Origin of the sequence: Paenibacillus sp. FSL M7-0420, from assembly GCF_038002345.1 — a bacterium.
In the GTDB taxonomy this organism is placed as follows: domain Bacteria; phylum Bacillota; class Bacilli; order Paenibacillales; family Paenibacillaceae; genus Paenibacillus_AQ.
Genome location: NZ_JBBOCJ010000001.1, coordinates 1,712,166 through 1,734,379, shown reverse-complemented (window position 1 = coordinate 1,734,379; position 22,214 = coordinate 1,712,166). Strand labels below are relative to the sequence as shown.

Genomic DNA, 22,214 nt, shown 5'->3' with positions numbered 1-22,214 from the left:
CTATCTGCCTCCTGTGGCGGCCAGCATAATATTCTCCTGCGTTGCCTCGCGCCAGTCATATTCCCGTACCAGTTGTCCTTCGCACATCACCAGAATCCGGTCGCTCATCCCGAGCACCTCCGGAAGCTCCGAGGAGATCATTATAATAGCTACTCCCTGCTCTACCAGCTTGTTCATCAGATTATAGATTTCGTACTTTGCCCCGACATCGATGCCCCGGGTGGGTTCGTCCATAATCAGAATCTTGGGGTCACTCATCAGCCATTTGCCGATAACCACCTTCTGCTGGTTCCCCCCGGAGAGTGTGCCTACCAGCGTCTCCAGCGAAGCTGTCTTCGTCTTCAGATCCTTTACGTACTGCTCAGACCACTTGATCTCCTCATTCTCATTGATCACTCCGAGCCTTGAGACCTTGCCGAGTGTGGCCAGCGTCGTATTGCGCTTGACATCCATTCCCATAACCAGCCCCTGGCGCTTGCGGTCTTCCGTGACCAGGGCAATCCCGGCCTTGATCGCTTCGGCAATGGAACGGATCTTAACGGCCTTGCCTTCGATCAGCACCGTGCCTTCGCTTCTTCCGCCATATGCGCCGAACAGGCTGCTGACCAGCTCTGTCCGTCCGGCCCCCATCAGCCCGGCAATACCCAGAATTTCGCCCTGGCGGAGCGTAAATCCAATATCTCTAAGCACCTTCTGCTGACGCTTCTCCGGGTGCCAGACATTATAGTCTGCGACTTCAAGCACCTTGTCCCCGGGGGAATGCGGGACGCGCGGATAGCGCTCGGTCAGCTCACGGCCGACCATCAGCGATACCACCTGGTCGTCGTTCGTCGCCTGGCGGTCCAGCGTCGCCACTGTCTTCCCGTCCCGCAGCACGGTGATGGAATCGGCCAGCGCGAACACCTCGGGCATTTTGTGGGAGATATAGACACAGGTAACCCCTTCGCGCCGCAGCTGGTTCAGGATGCCCATCAGGATGGACACCTCGCTCTCGGTCAGCGCCGCTGTCGGTTCATCCAGAATGAGAATCCGGGTATGCTTGGAGAGCGCCTTGGCGATCTCTACGAGCTGCTGCTGGCCGATGCCCAGATTGCCGATCTTCGTATCCGGCGACAGGTTCAGCCCCACCTTCTTCAGCCACAGCGAAGCCTGATGGTACAGCTCATTCCACTGGATGGCCCCGCGCTTCACCGGCTCTGCCCCCAGGAAAATATTCTCGCCGACGGTCATCTCCTTCACGAGCGCCAGCTCCTGATGGATAATCGCAATACCGGCCTGCTCGGCATCGGTAATTTGGTGGAATGCCTTCTTCTCCCCGCCGATGCGGATTTCGCCTTCATAGGTCCCCGCAGGGTACAGCCCGCTCAGCACCTTCATCAGCGTGGATTTGCCTGCGCCGTTCTCTCCGCACAAGGCGTGAATCTCTCCTTGCTTCACCTTGAAGTTCACATGGTCCAGCGCCTTCACACCGGGGAAGCTCTTGCTGATCTCTACCATTTCAAGTACATCCATGCCTGCCGTTCCTCCTTCCTGCCCTCAAGCAGCAAGCAGATGCGGGTTCGCCACTGGCGCCGCATCTGCTTGCCGTACAGGCTGCCCTTATTGTTTCGGCCACTGGTCCTTCGGAACGTTCTTGTACACATCCTCCAGCTTGTGGAAGCCGTCCTTGATCAGCACATCCAGGTTATCCTTGTTGACGGCAAGCGGATCAAGCAGCACGGATGGAACATCAATTTTACCGTTGTTAACGGTCTTATCTGTCGAAATGCTCTCGCCCTTGGCAGCCGCCACCGCCATTTCCGCCGCCTTGGTGGCGATTGCGTTGATCGGCTTGTAGACCGTCATCAGCTGTGTGCCTTCGGCGATGCGCTGTACAGCGGCAAGGTCAGCATCCTGGCCGGATACCGGAATTTTGCCCGCCATGCCCTGTGCCGTCAATGCCTGGATGGAGCCGCCTGCTGTCCCGTCATTCGCAGCCACCACGCCCTGTACATCATTATTGTTCGCGGTCAGCGCATTCTCCATATTCTTCAGCGCTTCTTCGGGCTTCCAGTCCTTGGAGAACTGGTCGTAGACGATTTTGATATCGCCCTTCTCTTCCAGCGGCTTCAGAATATTCATCGCACCTTCCTTGAACATGTGGGCGTTGTTGTCGGTATCCGCGCCGCCGATGTAAACGATATTGCCCTTCGGAGCCTTGTCGATGACCGCCTGAGCCTGGAATTCACCAACACGCACATTATCGAAGGAGATGTAATAATCCACCTCAGAATTGTTAATCAGCCGGTCATAGGCAATGACCTTGATGCCTTCCTTATGCGCCTTATCCACGATGGGAGCCGTAGCCTCCGCATTATGGGCAATGACCACGAGCACATCCACACCCTGGGAGATCAGTTGCTCCGCCTGGCTTAGCTGGGTTGCATCATCTCCATTCGCCGCCAGCACCTTCACTTCACCGCCAAGCTCCTGTACTTTTGCTGTGAAAATATCCCGGTCCTTCTGCCAGCGCTCCTCCTTCAAGGTATCCATGGACATGCCGATGACAATTTTGTCCCCGTCCTTGGCCGCTCCCGCAGACTCCTTCTTCTCGTTGTCACCGTTTGAGACCACACCGCAGCCCGCCACCGATGCCGCCAGCACCATCGCCGCCAGCCCGAGGGAAACTATTCTTCCGTATTTTCTCACGATTGCTACGCCCCTTTTCGTCAGCCCTATATTTGATTGCGCTTACAAAAAAAGTGTAGCATGGAAAAACCGCCCCGGGAGCAGCGATTCCCTGCACTTATTTGCCCTCCACCCGCATTCTTGGTCTTGCCTGCTGTAATGTAATTCTCCGCCCCGGCTTTCATAGGATAAACCGGGGCAACAGCACAAAAAAGTCCTTGCTGCGCTCAGCAAGGACCCGGCTTCTCCTGCTGCTGGCGGAATTCGCTTGGCGTCATCCCCGCAGCCTTCTTGAAGACCCGGCTGAAATAATTCGGGTCCTTATAGCCTACTTCATAGCAGATTTCCTTCAGGTTCAGCTGATCCTCAGAGATCAGGCGTTTCGCTTCATTCATCCGCAGCCGTGTGACATAGTCGATGAAGGTCTCTCCTTCATGCTGCCGGAATAATTTGCTGAAATAGTGCGGGCTCAGGTTCACGTATTCAGCCGTCTGCTCCATCGAGATATCCTCTTTGTACTTCTGGCTGATATAGAGCAGCGCCCGCTGATGCACATGGGACCGGTGATGCTCCTGCTCCTCCTCCAGGCCATCGATCAGCCGCTCCAGCCAGGCCTCCGCGCTTAACCGCAGAGCATGCGGATCTTCCGCTGCATTCAGCGAAGCCAGCAGCTCCGCACCGGCCGTGGAGTGAACGCCTCTGGCCAGGAACAGCAGCAGGCCGGTTACCTCCCCGCGCACGGCGGACAGCGGCTGCTCCCCTCCCTGCTCGAAGGAGTCATACAGCAGGCTGAAGCGCTGGGCGGCCTCCTGCTTGCTGCGCTGGAGCAGGGCGGTAAGCAGCTTCTTCTCTTCATCCAGCGAGACCGCCGTCTGCCCCGAGCTCTGGATCATATCATCGTAATGGTGCACACCCAATGAATGCTGGTGGTCCGCACATACCCGGACGGCTTCGCGGTAGGAACGGCTAAGCCCGTCCCAGCCTTCACGGATCGAGCCGATCCCGATGCCGAGGGGCAGGCCGAAGCGTTCCCGGGCATAGGTGCGGAGCCGCTCTCCCCAGTCCAGCGAGCTGACACGCTGGGAATATCCGGTCCTCCCCGGCGGCAAGGGAATGAACAGCGCCAGCTGATGCCCGATCAGCGGTCCGGCGAGGCAGCCCAGTCCTGTTTTGGCAAACTGCTTGACCGCCTCATAGATCTCCCGCTTGGACTGCCGGAATGTCTCCCAGCCCGTCTCCCCATGCCGGGGGAATGACAGGACCATCGCGTAGCCCTTGCTGAAGTGCAGCTCCAGCAGCCCGGCCAGCTGCTCCGGCTCCAGATCCTGCACATGCTCCAGCATCAGCATCAGGGTCAGCTCATTCTCGGCCAGCGGCAGCAGATGGGCCAGCTTTTCCTGCAGCTCCAGCTGCTCATTCCTGCGCGCCCGCGCCTCCTCTATGACCGCCATCAGCTTCCTCAGCACCTCCGCAACCTCTTCCCGCCGGGCCGGCTTCAGCAGATAGTCGCGCACACCCAGCAGCAGCCCTTCCTTGGCATACGCGAAGTAGTCATGGGCCGTAATCATCACAATCTGCGCCGCCGGAAGCTTCTCCCGGATCTGCCGCACCGCCTCCAGTCCCTGAATCCCGGGCATCTTAATATCCATGAAAATCATATCCGGCCGGTGCTCCTCCGCCAGCTGAATCGCCTTCCGCCCGTTCCCCGCATGCAGGAATTCGAATTTGTCCGGGATCAGATGCCGGATCATCAGCTCCAGCCCCTCCCGCTCCAGTGCTTCATCATCTGCGATCAGCAGCTTGTACATCGTTATCGTTTCCCCCTTCACTTCGGATGAGTGCCTCTAGGCCGAGGTCTGGAAGGGTAGCCGGAACAGCACCGCCGTCCCCTGCCCTTCACTGCTGTTGATCTCGATGAGCTGCTGGCCGTCGAAGAATAAATGCAGTCTTTTAAAAACATTATGTGTCCCAAGTCCGGTAGACTGGCCCTTGCCGCTGGAATGCGGCGCCTCCTGCTGAATCGAGCCCATTAGACGGGCTACCGTCTCGCGGTTCATGCCCGCTCCGTTATCGCTAATTACAATCTCCACCTGCCCGCTGCGGTAACGGATGGACAGCGTTAGCTTAGCCCCCTCCTCCATTTGCTCCAGACCGTGAACGAAGGCATTCTCGAAGATCGGCTGCAGCGTCAGACACGGCACCATCCCGTCCATCGCCTCCTCATCAATCTCCATCTCAAAAGCAATCCGGTCCCGGAAGCGGGCCCGCTGGATGTTGATATACTCGTTCACATGCTCGACCTCCTCGCGCAGCGGAACGGCCTGGTCCAGCTTTTGCAGATTATAGCGGAGCAGACGCGAGACGGACACGGTCAGATCGCTGGTTCTCGCCGCCCCTTCAAGGTACGCAAGCTTGGCGATGGAATTCAGTGTGTTGAACAGGAAATGCGGATTGATCTGGCTCTGCAGCATTTTCAGCTCCAGCTCCTTGACCAGCCGGTCCTTCTCCGCACTCTTGATATTCTCCTTCATCAGCTCCTGGATATTATCGATCATCCCGTTAAAAGCGCGGCACAGTATGCTGATCTCATCGTTCCCCGCGCTCTCCGGCGCCTTGGTATCCATCCGTCCCTTCGAGATTTGCTTGGCCGTTGCCACCAGGCGGCGGATCGGTCCGGTAATGCTGCTGGACAGCCAGACTGCCATACAGATGCTAAGCAGCGCCGCGGTAATCACCAGCAGACTGCCCATCCGGTTCAGCTTCGCTGTCGTGGACATAATCTCAGCGTAGATCGGCTTATATTGGTCCAGCTCCAGATCGACCAGCTCCTGGGCCTCCTCACGGATGAACCGCTGCGTCTGCTCTGCCTCGATATAGGCCCCTGCCAGCGAATTCGCATCCTGTCCGTCAATCTCCGTGATCATCTGGCCCGCCTGCTCGACAAAAGTATCAATAAGGTGGCTGTAGTTCATCAGCGGAAGGCCGCTGCCCCCGATGGTATTCATCCCGTCCAGCCTGCTGCGCAGCTCGAGTACCGCGCCCAGATGCTTCTCCACCTCCGGGAAGCTGTCTGTATCCACCTGCATAATGAAGCGGTTCAAGGAGCGCATATTCTCGCCGACCTCATAGGATACCTCCTTATACAGCATGATCCGGTTCATCATCAGGTGGTAGCTCTCCTGCACATTCTTCCCGCTCTGGAACAGTACGAAGGAGACCGAGCTCATCAGCAGCACCAGCAGCGGAATGCAGATCAGCAGCTTCAGGCGGATACTCATAGGCTCTCTCCCTCCTGCACATTGGTCTTATCCAGCACCTTCACACCGGTATAGTACCTGGGCTGTAACTGGGCACCATTAAAATGCTCATGGAGGAGCCGGACCGCCATATTCCCCATCAGGTAGGGCTGCTGCGCAACAGTCGCTGTGATCGCTCCCCGGCTGATGGCATCCAGCGTCTCCGCCTGATTATCGAAGCCGATAATGGTCAGCGGCCCGTGCTTCAGGCTTCTCGATGCCTGCAAGACCCCCAGCGCGTCCGTTGAACTGGTCCCGACCATGACATCGATCTCCGGATGATACCGCAGCATATCTGCCGCCTGCTGGATCGCCTCCATATGCGAGATGTTGGAACTGCGGACATCGACAATCTCCATGCCGCCGTAGTCCTTCACGATGTTCTTCAGCCCGTCCAGACGCTGAAGCTGGTTCTTGGCCAGCTCGCTGCCGATGATTACGCCTATTTTGCCTTTTCCGCCAGTCGTCTTCACTACCATGCGCCCCAGCGCCTCACCGGCAGCTACATTGTCAGTGCCCACATAGGCCAGTCTCCGGCTGGCCGGAGCATCCGTGTCAATCGTGATCACCGGAATCCCCCGGTTCACGGCCTTATCAATCACCGGCGTGAACTTCTCGTCGTTGAGCCCCTGCACGATGATGGCATCCACCTGGGCGGCAATCGCTTTTTCCAGCAGGCTGATCTGCTCCTCCATGTTATTGCGCACCGGTCCCGTGAATTCGATCTCTATCCCGTATTTCGCTGCGGCCTCTGCGGCCCCCTTCTCGACCATTTCCCAGTACGGGTGGTACCGCTCCTGCTCGATCAGCACAATATGATATCCGGGCTTCTCCTGACTGGGCTTGCCGCTTAATTCCTTGACAATATTGCCCATCCGGGCAGAATGGCGCGCGAAGCCTATAAACAAATAGGACAACAGTATAAAAAGCACAATAACCCCAACGCCGCTTACCCATTTCTTATCCATCCCGTTCACCTCAACCAACATCCTACCCCGGGTTGTAACCGGTTGCAACAGTTATTGTGTTGAGGGCACCTGTGCTCCTCAAAGCAGCCTGGGCTCGCTGAATGTTGCACATTTTGCAGGATTTCTAACGGATTGCAGCTTGAGAACGCCTAATGTTGCATATTTTGCAGGAATGTTACCGGTGTAGCGGGGCATTGGCTGAGATATATTGCATTCTGGGCAGGATTTCCCGCAATTTGCTGCTTCAGAGGTACGAATGTTGTATTTAGTGCAGGATTTGTCCACTAAATCACTCCAGCCAACTTTAGAGCAGCAACCCTCCCTTGCAGTCCCCCTAAGGAGGAATCCGTCCCCCGTCCCTGCACAGCAGAAAAAGCCGTTCTAAGCATTCCTGCTTACAACAGCTCTTCCTGTGATGCATCCGCCATTCAACTGTCCTGTTCGATCAGTTGAATCCATTCATTATATTCACTCTGCAGCTTGGCATATTCCGCCTGCAGGCTGCGATGCTCCTGGGACAGCTTCTCCAGCTCCCCTTGCTGCAGCTCGAACTGGGCCTGAACCAGCCGCAGCTGGCCTTGGACCATCTCATAGCTCTCGCCGATTTCATCCAGCTGCTGCGCTGCCTCAGTGCGCGAGCGGCTGACTGCTTCCGCCTGGGCCTCGGCTTCCCGGGCCTCCTGCTGCCAGATCTCTATCTCCTCGCGCAGCTGTGCCTCCTGCTCGTTCCACTGCTGCTCGCGCTGCTGAAGCTCCTCAGCTTTCTGCTTCCAGGTAGCTTCGTACTCCCGGGTCTCGCGGAGTGCTTCCTGCTGCTCCGCCGACGCAGCGGCAGCTTCACGGCCTGCCTCATACAGCTCTTCCATTCGCCGCGCAGCTTCCTCGCCTTCAGCTTCCAGCAGCTCGCAGCGTTCCTTCAGCTGCTCCCCGTCCTGCAGAATCTCGTCGTACTGGGCGATCAGCTCCTCGTAACGGCCGCGCAGCGCTGCCAGTTCCTTGCGGGCTGTCTCTGCCGCCTCCTGCTGAACGGTAAGCTCCTGCTCCGCTTCGGCACGAAGCCGCGCTTCCTGATCAAGCTGCTGAACCATGCCGTCTGCCTGTCCGCGCAGGGTCTCCACTTCACGCTGCAGTGCTGCCGACTTCTCCCCTTCTTCCAGAAGCTTCATCTCCAGCTCGCCGATATCCTCCATATGCTTATTGGCGCGCTCCTGCCAGGAAGCAGCCTCCTCGGCCGTGCGGTCGAATTCGACCTGCGTCCGGCTCAGCTTGTCCCCGGTCTCCCGCAGAGATGTGCGCAGTGCTGCCGCTTCTTCCTGCGTCAGCTCATAACGCTGGCGGAGCCCTTCCAGCTCATCGTTCAGCTGATTGCCAAGCTCCGTAGCGGTGTGCAGCTCCTCAAGCGCCGTGCTCAGCTTGTCTGCGGTCTCACGCAGCGATGTGCGTAGAGCTGCCGCCTCTTCCTGCGTCAGCTCATAACGCTGGCGGAGCCCTTCCAGTTCATCGTTCAGCAGATTGCCAAGCTCCGTAGCAGTGTGCAGCTCCTCAAGCGCCGTGCTCAGCTTGTCCGCCTTCTCCTGCAGCGCGCCGCGCAGCTCTGCCGCTTCGCTCTCTACAGCCCCATAGCGCCGGCGAGCTTCCTCCAGCTCGGCGCTATGCTGCTCCGCCCCCTCTGCCGCGAGCCGCAGCTCCTCCCCGAGCTGCTCCTCCCGCTTCAGCACAGCTTCGTACTGCGCCAGCAGCGTCAGCCGCGCATCGCGTTCGCCCTTCAGCCCGGCTTCCGCCGCCCGCAGCCGGGACTGGAGCTGCCCGGTTCCGCCGCGCAGCTCCCCAAGCTGCTTCTCCAGCTCCTGAAGCTGCTGCTTGTGCCGGTGCTCCTGCGTCCCCTGGGACTGCCGCAGCTCCTTGTTCTTGGCCTGCTCCTTCTCAAGCGCTTCCCGTTCCCCGGTAAGCTCACTCGTGAGCGCGGCCTTGGTATCAGCCAGCTCCTTGCTGAGCGTGGAGCGGATCTCCACGATCTCGCTGCCCATCGACTCCCGCGTCTCATGCAGCTCCTGCTCCAGGGCAGACAACGTCTCTGTCTTCTCGCGGATCAGCGTCTCGCGCAGCTGCTCCAGTTCCTGCTGATGGGCAGACTTCAACTCTTCCAGCTGCTGTAGCCGCATGGCTTCTGCGGCTTCCAGCTCCTGCCGCGCCGTCTCACGGCTTGCAGCCTGCTCTGCTGCATGACCTTGGCGCAGCGCCTTAAGCTCCTCCTCGCGTGTCTTCAGCTCCTGCACCAGCTGCTCGCGGGCGGCGGCCGCAGCCTGCTTCTCTTCCTCCAGCAGCTGGGCTTGCAGCTGCCGCTCCTGCTCCTGCTGCTCCAGATGCCTTGAGCGTTCTTCTTCGGCAGCGGCAATCAACCGCGCCGCCTCTTCCTTCGCTGCCGCTTCCAGCTTCTCATATTCTTCCTGCTGTTCACGCTGCGCTTCCTGAAGGCGTGACACCTCTACTCGCAGCTCGGTACGTTCACCGGTCAGCATATTCAGCTCATTCTTGAAATCCTGAACCTGGATTGCCTGCTCTGCCATATGTACAGCTGTAAGCACCGCAATCCGCGGCGTATCCAGTCTGGAATGTGATTTCGATATTGCACGCATATGCTCATCGACATGACGGGCGACCTGCTTCATATATTCTGTGCTGCTTCCGACAAGCTTGTAGGAAGTTCCGTATATCTCCACGGCGACACGGGTCCGGTCCATAGCCACAGTTGTGCCCTCCTTTGTATGTGTGCGGATTCTAAGTTGGTTTCTTTGCTCTTACTCCTATTGTAGCGTGATTTCCTGACCTTTGGCAAAAGCACGCGTCTACTGCATTTATTTGCATGTTCCTCCGCACTTCACAAGGGTACAGAAAAGCCGCAGCGAATCTCTGTTTCTAAATGGATTCGCTGCGGCTTTGCACAATTCCTGCTATTTTCTTAATTCTGCACCAAAAGTTTGTTCAAGCGCAGAGACCACTTTGTCATGCACTTCCACAACCTCTTCGTCTGTCAGCGTATGCTCGGTATGACGGTACACGAGCGACAGGGCAACACTCTTCTTGCCCGCCTCCATCTTGCCTCCTGTGTAGATATCGAATACCTGCACATTCTGCAGCAATGTGCCGCCATGCTCACGGATCGCCGCGATCAGGTCGCCTGCCGGAACCGCGTCATCCACTACCACCGCAATGTCCCGCTCCATGCCCGGGAAGCGGTGAAGCTCGCTGTACTGCAGCTGGGCGCGTGCCGCATCATAGAGAGGCTGCAGCAGAACTTCAGATACGTACGTATCCTCCAGATCCATCCGGCGCTGCAGCTCAGGATGAAGCTGCCCCATCGAACCGATCTTCACACGGCCTTCTGCCTGAAGCAGATAGATGGAAGCGGAGCGTCCCGGATGATAGCCTTCAGGCGCATCCCCTTCATAGACTACGCGATCTGTAAGGCCCAGATGCGCAAATACAGTCTCCAGCGCACCCTTAAGGTCGAAGAAATCCACCGGCTCAGCAGTCACGTTCCACTGCTTGGGTGCACGTGTTCCGCTCAGCAGCAGCCCCAGTACCGGCAGCTCACTCGGCTGGCGGGTAAGGACTTCTTCCTCCGTGAAGAAGACGTTGCCGATTTCGAATAACGCCAGATCGCCTTGGCGGCGGTTCGTATTGTAGAGGGCAATCTCCAGCAGCTGCGGCAGCAGGCTGGTACGCAGCACGCTGCGCTCCTCGCTCATCGGCATCGCCAGCTTCACAGACTGCCTGCCTTCCGCCAGGATCGGGAAGAGCTTGCTCTGCTCCGGCTGGATGAAGGAATAGCCCATAACCTCCTGATACCCGCCGAGCGAGAGCAGGCGTCGCAGCTCGCGGCGCAGAGACTGCTGTCTGGTAAGCGCGCCCGGCGTCGTAGTGCCTTCGATCAGGGTGGTCGGAATGTTGTCGTAGCCGTACAAGCGGGCGATCTCTTCTATCAGATCCACATCCTGGGTAATGTCTCCGCGCCGTGTCGGAACCTCGACCTCGACGATTCCCTGGGCCGCATCACCACACTTGAAGTGCAGACGTCCGAACAGGGTTTTCACTTCCAGCAGCGACAGCTCCGTGCCAAGATAGCGGTTCAGCTTCTCCAGCGATAAGTGCAGCACCTTCTCCTGACCAGCGATACTGCCGGCCTGAACAATTCCTTCATGCACCATTCCTCCGGCATACCGGGCAATCAGGGCAGCCGCACGGTTAAGTGCAGGGATGACTGCATTCGGGTCGACTTCCTTCTCGAACCGCTGGGATGCTTCCGAGCGCAGACCCAGCTGACGCGAGGTCTTGCGTACTGTTCCGCCATCGAATCTGGCTGATTCCAGTACGATATTAACGGTGTCTGCGGTAACCTCTGTAGACAGTCCGCCCATCACTCCGGCCAGGCCAATGGCACCTGAGCCATCTGCAATCACCAGCATCTGCGGCTCCAGCTTGCGCTCTTGTCCGTCAAGGGTAACCAGTCCTTCCCCTTCATGGGCAAACCGTACACCGATGGTTCCGCCCTGGACCTGCCCGCCGTCAAATGCATGCAGCGGCTGTCCGTATTCCAGCATCACATAGTTGGTGATGTCTACGATATTGTTAATCGGACGTACCCCGGCCGCCATCAGGCGGTTCTGAATCCACAGCGGGGACGGCGCGGTCTTCACTCCGGCAATATAACGCACGGCGTAATGGCTGCAGAATGCCTCGTCCTCAATGGTAACCGTGATGGAGTCCGCAGCCTTCCCGCCCGTTTCCACGAGCTCTGCCGCCGGATCAGCCAGCTTCAGCTCACGGCCCAGCACTGCGCTTACTTCATAAGCGGCACCGATCATGCTCAGGCAGTCGGAACGGTTCGGCGTCAGGTCGAAATCAAGGATTTCGTCATTCAGACCCAGCAGCTTGAGAATATCCTGGCCCACCTCGGTCTGCTCCGGCAGCACGAGAATGCCCTCCTGCAGCTCTTTGGGCAGCAGCTTGTCGTTCAGGCCCAGCTCCTTGGCCGAGCAGATCATCCCCTGCGACAGCACGCCGCGCAGCTTGGCTTTTTTGATCTCCAGGCCCGGCAGCTTGGCGCCTACCAGCGCGACCGGAACCTTCTGGCCCGCTGCGACATTCTTAGCTCCGCAGACAATCTGCAGATCCTCACCCTGCCCTGCATCGACGATACAGATGTTCAGCTTATCGGCGTCCGGGTGCTTCTCCTTGGATTTCACGTAGCCGGTCACAATCCCGGAAATCCCTTTGTTGCGGCGTTCTACTCCGTCAATCTCAATGCCGGCGGTGGTGATTTTATCCGCCAACTCATCTGCGGTCACCCCTTCCAGCGATATATAATCGGCCAGCCAGGCGGTTGATACTTTCATAATCGCACACTTCCTTTTTGTTTCAGATGTATTGATCTCCATGCCGGCCTGCGCCGGGGCGCGGAAGCGGATATAAACAAGCCCACGTCAACTTCGCGCAACAAAATTCTGCATTGCAGTGTTCCTACAGAGAAGTTTTGGACTTCCGGCCGCTGTTAGGATTGAATTTCCTGATTACACTGCCGGCCGCAGTAGAAATCCAATCCTAAAGGCGGACGCTACCGCTCCTACAGTTCCAAAATTCCCCTCCGGTCCTTCAATCGCAGTCATTTAATTAGCACTGCCGTCATCCCTCCGGCTTAACAATATCCGTCCCGCCCCCGCACACACCCGCCAAATCCCTAAATACCCTTGAATTGCTTCACAAAGCCCATATCATTCGTGTAGAAATAACGGATGTCATCAATACCATATTTCAGCATCGCGATCCGCTCAGCGCCCATGCCGAACGCGAAGCCGCTGTATTCTTCCGGATCATATCCGCCCATCCGCAGCACATTCGGGTGCACCATACCGGCACCGAGAATCTCCAGCCAGCCGCTCTGCTTGCAGAGACGGCAGCCTTCGCCGCCGCATTTGAAGCAGCTTACATCCACCTCAACGCTAGGCTCGGTGAACGGGAAGAAGCTTGGGCGCAGGCGGATGCCCGCCGCAGGCCCGAACATCTCCTTGGTGAACTGCTGCAGGGTACCCTTGAGGTCACTCATGCGGATATTGCGGCCGATCACCAGGCCTTCAATCTGATGGAACTGGAAGGAGTGGGTCGCATCGTCGTCGTCACGGCGGAACACCTTGCCCGGACAGATGACCTTGACCGGAGTCTCCCCGTTCATGGCCTGCATGGTACGCACCTGTACCGGCGAGGTCTGGGTACGCATCAGAATATCTTCCGTGATATAGAAGGAATCCTGCATGTCGCGGGCCGGATGGTTCTTCGGAAGGTTCAGCGCCTCGAAGTTATAATAATCCGTCTCCACTTCTGGTCCTTCTGCAACCTGGAAGCCCATGCCGATGAAAATATCCTCGATCTCCTGGATCACCCGGCTCAGCGGATGAATGCCGCCCTGCGGCAGGCCGCGGCCCGGCAGGGTTACATCGACCTTCTCCGCATTCAGACGGCTCTCTGTCTCCTGCTGCTGGAACAGCTCCTGCTTGGCGCCGATCACCTCTTCAATGGCGCTGCGCACCAGATTGGCCACCTGGCCGATCACCGGACGCTCCTCCGCGCTTAGTCCGCCCATACCGCGCAGAACCTCTGTCAGCTCGCCTTTTTTGCCAAGGTATTTGACACGAAGGTCATTCAGAATCTGCGGATCGTTTACCGCCTGCAGCTTCGTCAGCGCCTCAGCCTTCAGTGCTTCCAATTTGTCTTTCATGGCTTGTACTGCCCCCTCAAATCTCATATTGTTCAACAAAAAAAGGCCTTTCCTCCCGGTAAAGGGACGAAAAGACCGTGGTACCACCCTTGTTAGACGGCCGTACGCTTCCCTTAAGAGCAATATTCCCTCTTTCGGTGCGGCAAAGACCTGTCTCACTTTATACAGAAATAACGGTCTGCGGCCGGTCCCCCCTACTAGCGCTCTTCAAGCACATTCAGGGAACTGCTCCGGAGTGAACTTCGGCAGCTCTGCTCTCTTAGAAACGCTCTCAATCTACGGCGCTTCCTCCCTGTAAGCCAGGCACTGCGTACTCTTCTCCATCATTGCATGTATGCGGATTATAACCTCTGCACTTCGATCCTCCACTTGGGAAGATATGCCCATCTATTATATGCAAAAACTGCCCGTTTGACAAGCCGCGCACCTTCCGCTTATTTTTTATCTTCTTTTAAGCTCCCTTTAAGCTTCAGCGCGGTTTGACGGCTTTTTTTTCAGCGGACATTCAGTCAATGTTGATATTTTCCCTTAAGAGATCATACAAGGAGGAAATTACATGCTTACACGAAAAAAAGCATTTGTTCTGCTGCTGCTCAGCACATTTGCCGCAAGTCAAACCGCAGGCAGCACGGGAACCACGGCCTATGCCGCTTCATCCGGTTCAACGGCTGCCACAGCAGCAAGCGCGGTCACGGAAGTCTCCACACTTAACGGTCTAAGTGCGCTCAAGCTCGGCACCGCGCTTCAGGTGAAGCTGAGCCATGTAGGGATTCAGAGCCAAACCGGCGGTAATATTCTCACCTACACGCTTACCTATACCAACACTGCCGGCAGCAGCGTCAATCTGGCGGACTATTTCTCCAAAGTTGTAACTGTGGGCGGCAGCATCATTAAAGGAATTCCGGTCAGCGCAGACAGTGCGGTCAAGAAAATCCCTGCTAAACAAAGCACCAGTCTTACATACTATGCGAATATTGGAACTGCCGCCTCAGTCAAAGGACTCAATATCAACATATACGGCTGGAATTTCAGCGCCGCTAATTATGAACAGCGTATAGGCACGTTCACGATTCCTTCCAATTACTCACTGTCTTCCCTGATAGGGGAGACCCGAAAGGTCGAACTCGGCGGTATTACAGCCGGCACCAAAGCCGAATCCGTGCAAATCTACAAATATAACAGTAAAGTCTATGCCAAGGTCGGGCTTAGCCTAACCAATCTAGGTAACAAAGTGCTTACAGATCCGGGCTATACCTTGTACCTGAAATCCTCGGGCGGCTCTGTCTTCACGCTTACGCTGGATGACAGCAGCCCCGAATTCAAGCTTCAGCCTCAGGAGAAGAAGACGCTCTATTATATGACCGAGATTCCCTCCTACATGAATGTCACCCGGATGACGCTGCAGATCGCCAAGCTGGATGAAGGACTCAAGCTGTACCTGCCTGTCTCTTCCTACGCTCTTCCGGCTGCGGTAACGGCAGATTTCACCGTAGCGGCAGGCTACACCAAGAAGGTCTCCATCGGCAGCAATAATGTGGATATGCAGCTGCTGAAGGCAAATGTGCATGCGGATAACGGGAATGGCGTCTGGAGCTATCAGCTCCGGGTGAAAAATACCGGCAGCACAGCGGTCACTTTGCCTGCTTATGAGCTTAACGTCAAGTCGGCGGAAGGCTATAGCTTCCCGGTGACGGCCACTGCCTTGAGCAGCCTGACCCTGAAGCCGCTGGAAGAGAAGCTGATTGAGCTGAGCGCGAATGTTCCGCTGGAGCTGGCTCAGAATTCGCTGGAGCTGCAAATGATTGCTCCTGCGGCCAGCGCGGATAAAGTAACGCTGCCTGTGGCCTATTTCCGCATCCCTTATACGCCGGAGAGCCAGATTCATCTCGCTGCCGAGACCAGCGTAACCAATACCTATGGTATCTTCGCTGTCTCTCTGGACTCCCTGCTGCGTCTGCCTTGGGGCAGCGAGGATCTGGTACAGGCTGTACTAACGATACGCAATGCAACGTCCAAGACCATTACTTTGCCTGCTTTTACAGGAATACTCCTGGTGGATCAGAAGGATCTCAGCTCCTCTTCGCAGACTTATACGGACAACAGCTCTTCAGTCCTTGCCCCTGGTGCCAGCACTCAAATAACGGTTCAAGGCCATATTCCATACACTCTGGATTTCAGGCTAGTCAAGCTCATCCTCCAGGAGACCAAGGGTACAGAAGTGTCGCAATTCCTCTCTCTCAGTACAAGCGACAGTACCGTTAAGAGTGTAGCGCCGCTGGCTGCAGGGGAAGCCTTCAAGATCACAGCCACCGGCAAAAAAGCCACCGTGAAGGAACGTTCCACCCTCCTGTATACAGGAACCGGCTCGAACCTGGTGTACAGCGAAGTGGAAATGAACAGCGACGAAGTCCGGCAGGCAGATCTGGCCCGTCTGTACGGGCAGTTCAGGACTGCTGACGGGCAATATTTTGAAGCAACCGCCAACCAGTCCGAGCTGTCGACCAGCCCTGAAGGCAAAACACTGGTTACCTTCTGGGCGAAAGTCCCGGCCACACTGGACACCGCAGGTCTTCAGCTGTATATCAGCCAGGCGATTGCGGATGGCAAGCTGACTGCCGCAGGAACGGCTGCGACGGGATACGTGAATACGGCAGCGCTGACACTGACACCGGCAGAGGTTACCCCTTTGACCAATCTGGCTTCTGTCCCCCTCTTCCCTTATACACTGGCAGTTACCAGCTCTACAGGGGAACTCACCAAGGGTGCAAGCAGCATTGCAGTGACGTTCAATTACAATCTCAATCAGGATACTACCTATCAGACAGGCGCTTACCAGCATAAGCTCATCCTTCAGGTTATAGATCCTTATGGACAGTCTCATGAGAAAGCACTGATGCTCGGCACCGACTTGACCCTGGGAACAAACAATTCTTATTCTACGACCCTTACCAGCGTCCTGTTCAAAAATCTGAGCTCCGGCACCTATGCCCTTAAATTCTACGATGAATTCCAGGGAGTGCGGACAGAGCTCGCCAGCCAGGCCTATTCCCTTGAGGTTACCGCCAAAGCAACCACCTCTTCCCCCGAAGGAGCTGCACAATGAATAAGAAGAAGATCATCATTATCGCTTCAGCGATAGTCCTCGTTGCTATTGCAGGGATTGCGGGCTATAGGCTCTGGCCGGATCAGAACCGGCAGATCAATGCCGCTCCGCTGAATACGGCAGTTGCCAGTAAGGGGGATATCCTGGTGGGTGTCTCGGGTTCAGGTGCAGTATCGGCGATCAACAGCGAGAGCATCCGTACCAAAGAAGCCGGGAAGGTCGATACGGTCATGGTTAAGAAAGGCGATGTTGTTGAAAAAGGTGCTGTGCTGATCACGTTTGTTGCGGGCGATCTGGACGATAAGCTGAAGGAAGCGACAAAGTCACTGGAGAATCTCAAGACAGAGCTTAAGAATAAACAGGAGAGCTACAAGACGCTGGCTATGAATAACGCGACAGAGGAAGAGCTGGAATCGGCAAAAAAAGCCATTGATAAAGCCAATAGCGATATCGTGGACGGGCAGGAATCCATCGCTGCCATCCATGAAGCTATGGCTCCGCCTGATCCGCTGACCGCTCCTATCGATGGAACGATCACTGCCGTGAATATTACGGACGGCGAACAGGCCCAGAATGGCACAGAGCTGTTCACTATGACCGACTACGTGAATCTAAGCGTAACCGTACAGGTAGATGAGCTGGATATCCCCCAAATCAAGCTGAATCAAGCCTCGGCCATTACACTGGATGCCCTTGAGGACAAGTCTTTTACCGGTAAGGTCATAGATATCGCCAAAGAAGGGACCTCCTCTAATGGTGTCTCCCTGTTCAACGTCACTGTAGGATTAAATGACTCAGAGGGTGTGCTTATCGGCATGTCTGCGGAGGTGGCGATTACGATCGAAGAGAAGAAGGATATTCTGACCGTTCCCATCGAAGCTGTAACGAAGATAAACGGGAAATCCTTCGTCAATGTGCCGGGGACCGGGGATGAAGAATCCGGCAGGGCGGACAGAGGTGCTGCTGAAACCAAGCCCTCTGCTGGCGCGGAGTTCCCCGGCAGAGCAGCCGGAAGCAGAGGTCCAGCCGGTCTCGCCTCAGGCATGAAACGGATAGCTGTAGAGGCTGGTATCCACAATGAGAGCAGCATCGAAATCGTCAGCGGCTTAAGTGAAGGGGATGAAGTGATCCTCCCGACCGTGATCTCCTCAGGCAATGCTACCTCCCCGCAGCTTCCGCAGCAAGGCGGCATGGGCGGTATGGGCGGCTTCGGTGGCGGAGGTGGTACCGGTGGAGGTGCTGGCGGCGGGACGGGCGGTTTCGGCGGCGGTGGCAGCGGCGGTGGCTTCAGTGGAGGCGGTGGCGGACGATGACCTCACCAGAGCCGCTGATCCGGGTTGAGAAGATGCAGCACAGCTACACGATGGCCGGAGAATCGATGACGGTTCTGAGAAGCCTGAGCTTCAACATTCATCACGGTGAATTCGTTGCGATCATCGGCCCGTCAGGTTCAGGCAAGTCCACCCTGATGAACATGCTGGGCTGCCTGGATGTGGCGAATGAAGGCGATTATTTCCTGGACGGCCAGGAGATCCGCAGGCTGTCTGACAACAGGCTGGCCCAGATCCGCAACGAAAAGATTGGCTTTATATTTCAAAACTTTAATCTATTGCCGAAATTATCAGCGGTAGAGAATGTAGAGCTGCCCTTGATCTATCGTGGAATGTCCCATAGGGAGCGCAGAGAGATTGCCCGCAGTGCCCTGGTCCGGGTAGGCCTGGAGAGCAGAATGAATCATCGTCCCTCCGAGCTGTCCGGAGGCCAGCAGCAGCGTGTGGCTATTGCCCGCGCCCTTGCCGGAACCCCCCCTATTCTTCTTGCCGATGAGCCAACCGGAGCGCTGGACTCCAAGACAGGCAAGGAAGTTCTGGAGATGATTAAGGAGCTTAACGCACAGGGGCATACCATTATTCTGATCACGCATGACCTGGAGATTGCCGAGCAGGCCAAACGGGTGATCCGGATTCAGGACGGGGATCTTGTAGAGGATCGGAAGGTGGCGCATTCATGATGCTGTACCAGAGTATGAAAATGGCCTTCAAAAGTATCCTCAGCAGTAAAATAAGAGCCTTTCTTACCATGCTGGGCATCATTATCGGGGTATCCTCCGTTATTGCACTTGTCGCTGTGGGCCAGGGCACCACCTCACAGATTACAGAGTCCCTAAGCTCCCTGGGAACCAACCAGCTGACCGTCAACATTATGGGCCGCGGAGCCACCACTTCGCTAACCTACGAGGAGGCCCTGGCCCTGGGTGAGATTGAAGGGGTGGACAATGTATCCCCGGTAATCTCCGGGAACGTTACCGCCAAGCACGGTACCGAGAACGTTTCCGTATCCGTAGAAGGCATTACACCTGCCTACGAAGAGGTTCAGGATTTCCACGTGCAATCCGGAAGATTCCTGCTTGAGATGGATACAGAATACCGGCAGAAGGTTGCGTTAATCGGATCAGATACAGCGGAGGATCTATTCGGTACAGATAATCCTGTAGGCCAAAAGGTACAGATCAACGGAAGCAGCTTCAAGATCGTCGGGCTGCTGGAGAGTAAAGGCTCCACCAGCGTCGGCTCAAGCGACGAGAAGCTGCTGATCCCCATCTCTACAGCCGAACGGTTCCTGCAGAGCAAGGGAGTCCGCTCCATTACTCTCACAACTACTTCAAATGACAATGTGGATGATGTCAAAACCAAGCTGGAGGCCAGCCTTACTGCCAAATTCAGTGCAGCCGAGAATGCCTACTCTGTTTTTGATTCCCGGGAGATGCTGGAAACGGTAAATGAGACCAGCGCCACTCTGTCCTTGGCCCTTGGCGGTATCGCCGGTATCTCGTTATTTGTAGGCGGGATAGGGATTATGAACATTATGATTGTCTCGGTCAATGAGCGAACCAGAGAGATAGGCATCCGCAAGGCCATCGGGGCCAAAAAAAAGAATATTATGCTGCAGTTCATGATCGAGTCCGTGGTCTTAAGCGGCACCGGGGGCCTGATCGGAGTCGCACTGGGACTTGGCGCCAGCTGGGCCGTCGGTCATTATACAGCCTTGAATGTGGCGCCCTCCTGGAATATGGTCCTGATCTCCTTTTCCTTCTCCTTGATCATCGGTGTCATATTCGGAATGATTCCTGCAAGCAAGGCTGCAAGAATGCGCCCTATTCATGCGCTGCGCAACGAGTAGCATCCTCCTAGACGCTGCAGTTTGTAATCTGCTGTTCCATCCGCCAGTCTCAGATTCCCGGGCTGGCGGATTTTTCTGTTTTATTTTTAATGCACAATTGATACCAAAGGGGTATCGTTTGCAGCAAAAGTGGGTAATAGGACTCAAAGGTCAGAATACCTTTTACATAGTAGTAGGGTATACATAATAGTTCTTTGTATCGGCTGTAACGGATATGTCTCCACTGTTTCCACTCCGGCTCCAGGGTGTACTTCACGGCCTGTGCATCCGCAGCGGAAGCTGACGGGGCTTATTATTTTTTCAGCAATTGCTCTGCTTAAGGGATGTCCTATATACTGGTGAAAAGAAACCGCGATCTAACCGGAAGTTATTCTTTCTATTGCCTCTTTCTTCCCCTGCTCTCTAGGACTCGCTAATGTATACTCTCTTACATGCCTGCATGAAGCCATATTCCGCATAAGGATAAGTTTCGCATGCACCAAAGCTACACCCATGAGATTTGCAAAAGTTCTGCGCGGGGAGAGGATGACAGTGGCAGTTTTTTCGGAAAACACAAGTACACGCAGACTGATTATATTATTCACGTCCATCACCGTTCTTCTGGTTGGGATCAGTGTGGCCTCCCTGCTGATTCTGAATCATACGATGAACAAATTATCCGACTCCCTATACAGTGACGTCTACCAGAATTCCGAGCTCATTCTGAATGCCGACCGCGATCTCTATCAGGCAGCCCTTGCGCTTCAGACCACAGTCGGCGGGGCGCTGACCAGCGCGCAGCGCAGTACGCTGTCGCAGGAATTCGAGGACAATAATGCCCAGGCGCTGCAGCGGGTCAATACCGCCCGCTACAATCTGGATGCTGTGAAGAGCCCGTTCAATGGAATGAAGCAGAGCGAGCTGCTGCTGGACAAGCTGAGGAACGAGCTGGATCACTTCGGAACCACGCTTACCGCGTGGAGGGATAACGGCCGGGAGCTGATCTCGCAGCGGGTTCAGAAGAGCTGGAATCCCGCCTCTTATTCTGCCCTTACCATACATACCGAGCTGAATGAAGTACGGGAAAGCTTGAATCAGGCAGAGGACAAGATTGACACCTATGCAAGCCAAGTGATGACAGAGTTCAATAATCTCAAAAGCTCCCTGTTCGCCGTCTACTCTGTATTTCTGTTCCTGCTGGTTATGGTCATCATCTATCTCAGCCGCAGACTCATCTCCCTGCAGAACGAAATGCAGGACGAGCAATCGCTCTACCAGCTGATCGGTGAGACGATGTCCGACTTCATTGTGCTGACAGATCCGAACGGTCTGATCCTGTATGCCTCGCCTTCCCATGCAGCTGCACTGGGCTATGTGCCAAGCAAAGGGGCGCCGCTCTCCAACTATATCCGTGAAGCCGAAATCTCCTGGGCCAAGCTCAAGAGCGTGGTGCAGTCTTCACCGAGAATATCCGAGCTGCGCATGCGTTCGGCCGAAGGGCACTGGGTGTGGCTGGAGACCAAGGTTACCCCTATTGCGGGCAGCCGCAATTTCCCGGCACAGTTCATGCTGGTCTCGCGTGAGATTACCCAGCGCAAGCAATATGAGGAGCGCCTGCACAAGCTGGCCTTCTATGATCATCTGACCGCGATTCCCAACCGTGCCCATTTCAAAATGTACATGGAGAACCTGATCAACCAGCCTGAGGAGCGCCGGCAGGAGATCGCCGTGGCGCTGCTGGACTGCGACCGGTTCAAGCAGCTCAATGACACACTCGGCCATCTGGCCGGAGATGAGTTCCTGCAGCTGCTCTCCCGGGAGCTGCAGCAGACCGTGAAGGGCTCCGGCCAGGCCTTCCGGATCGGCGGAGATGAATTCGCGGTGGTGCTGCACCGGTTCACCAGCCCGCAAATGCTGGACGAGCTGCTGAACCGTCTGCTCCAGCTGTTCAACAAATCCTGGTCCGTCAATCAGGGCTCCAGCTTCCACACCTCTGCCAGCATTGGCGTGGCTCTGTACCCGCAGCACGGCAGCAGCATCAACGAGCTACTTCGTGCCGCCGATCTTGCGATGTACCGCTCCAAGAACCATGGTGGCAATGAGGCTAATCTGTACAGCGAGCATGTGGATAAGAAGTACAGCGATCAGCGGAACTAGCACCGGCAGAAGCTGACTTCCTACATATAACTCCTAGCCAAAAAGAGCTGATTAGCTCCCCTCCTCCCAGGAGATGGAACTAATCAGCTCTT

13 protein-coding genes and 1 other annotated feature are annotated in these 22,214 nt (G+C 56.1%); of the genes, 5 read left to right on the top strand and 8 right to left on the bottom strand.

All coding sequences use genetic code 11. The annotated features are described in order from the left end of the window. The 8 genes from MKX51_RS07345 to pheS form a co-directional block, all read right to left on the bottom strand. Positions 1-1,512, bottom strand: coding sequence for a xylose ABC transporter ATP-binding protein (locus MKX51_RS07345; RefSeq protein ID WP_340991851.1), 1,512 nt, complete (start codon positions 1,510-1,512; stop codon positions 1-3). A gap of 87 nt (positions 1,513-1,599) precedes the next feature. Continuing rightward, the gene (xylF, locus tag MKX51_RS07340) at positions 1,600-2,646 is read right to left on the bottom strand and encodes a D-xylose ABC transporter substrate-binding protein (protein WP_340995550.1); all 1,047 of its coding nucleotides are present in this window, start codon (positions 2,644-2,646) and stop codon (positions 1,600-1,602) included. A gap of 248 nt (positions 2,647-2,894) precedes the next feature. After that, entirely contained in the window at positions 2,895-4,475 is a 1,581-nt protein-coding gene (locus MKX51_RS07335; RefSeq protein ID WP_340991850.1) for a helix-turn-helix domain-containing protein, read from the bottom strand. Positions 4,476-4,511: 36 nt separating this feature from the next. Further along, complete coding sequence (locus MKX51_RS07330; RefSeq protein ID WP_340991847.1) at positions 4,512-5,945, bottom strand: sensor histidine kinase; 1,434 nt, start codon at positions 5,943-5,945, stop codon at positions 4,512-4,514. Then, positions 5,942-6,931 (bottom strand): sugar-binding protein, encoded by a 990-nt coding sequence (locus tag MKX51_RS07325; RefSeq protein WP_340991845.1) that lies wholly within the window; start codon positions 6,929-6,931, stop codon positions 5,942-5,944. The genes MKX51_RS07330 and MKX51_RS07325 overlap by 4 nt, the downstream gene beginning before the upstream one ends. Positions 6,932-7,359: 428 nt before the next feature. Beyond that, entirely contained in the window at positions 7,360-9,678 is a 2,319-nt protein-coding gene (locus MKX51_RS07320; protein ID WP_340991843.1) for a hypothetical protein, read from the bottom strand. 204 nt (positions 9,679-9,882) lie between these two features. Beyond that, the gene (pheT, locus tag MKX51_RS07315; RefSeq protein WP_340991841.1) at positions 9,883-12,327 is read right to left on the bottom strand and encodes a phenylalanine--tRNA ligase subunit beta; all 2,445 of its coding nucleotides are present in this window, start codon (positions 12,325-12,327) and stop codon (positions 9,883-9,885) included. A gap of 341 nt (positions 12,328-12,668) precedes the next feature. Then, the gene (gene pheS, locus MKX51_RS07310) at positions 12,669-13,703 is read right to left on the bottom strand and encodes a phenylalanine--tRNA ligase subunit alpha (RefSeq protein ID WP_340991839.1); all 1,035 of its coding nucleotides are present in this window, start codon (positions 13,701-13,703) and stop codon (positions 12,669-12,671) included. 59 nt (positions 13,704-13,762) lie between these two features. Beyond that, positions 13,763-14,039: a binding site (T-box leader), on the bottom strand. Between the two features lie 220 nt (positions 14,040-14,259). On the opposite strand from pheS, the gene MKX51_RS07305 reads away from it, so the two are divergent. The 5 genes from MKX51_RS07305 (at position 14,260) to MKX51_RS07285 (ending at position 22,122) form a co-directional block, all read left to right on the top strand. Beyond that, positions 14,260-16,806, top strand: coding sequence for a hypothetical protein (locus MKX51_RS07305; protein WP_340991837.1), 2,547 nt, complete (start codon positions 14,260-14,262; stop codon positions 16,804-16,806). Continuing rightward, positions 16,803-18,119 carry an efflux RND transporter periplasmic adaptor subunit gene (locus MKX51_RS07300; protein WP_340991835.1) on the top strand — a complete coding sequence of 439 codons (1,317 nt, stop codon included), beginning with the start codon at positions 16,803-16,805 and terminating at the stop codon, positions 18,117-18,119. Before MKX51_RS07305 ends, MKX51_RS07300 begins: the two co-directional genes overlap by 4 nt. Continuing rightward, the gene (locus MKX51_RS07295; protein WP_340942677.1) at positions 18,116-18,817 is read left to right on the top strand and encodes an ABC transporter ATP-binding protein; all 702 of its coding nucleotides are present in this window, start codon (positions 18,116-18,118) and stop codon (positions 18,815-18,817) included. Before MKX51_RS07300 ends, MKX51_RS07295 begins: the two co-directional genes overlap by 4 nt. Next, positions 18,814-19,986 carry an ABC transporter permease gene (locus MKX51_RS07290; RefSeq protein WP_340991833.1) on the top strand — a complete coding sequence of 391 codons (1,173 nt, stop codon included), beginning with the start codon at positions 18,814-18,816 and terminating at the stop codon, positions 19,984-19,986. Before MKX51_RS07295 ends, MKX51_RS07290 begins: the two co-directional genes overlap by 4 nt. A gap of 531 nt (positions 19,987-20,517) precedes the next feature. Then, positions 20,518-22,122: a sensor domain-containing diguanylate cyclase gene (locus MKX51_RS07285; protein WP_340991831.1), complete on the top strand. Its 1,605-nt coding sequence runs from the start codon at positions 20,518-20,520 to the stop codon at positions 22,120-22,122. Positions 22,123-22,214 lie beyond the last annotated feature (92 nt).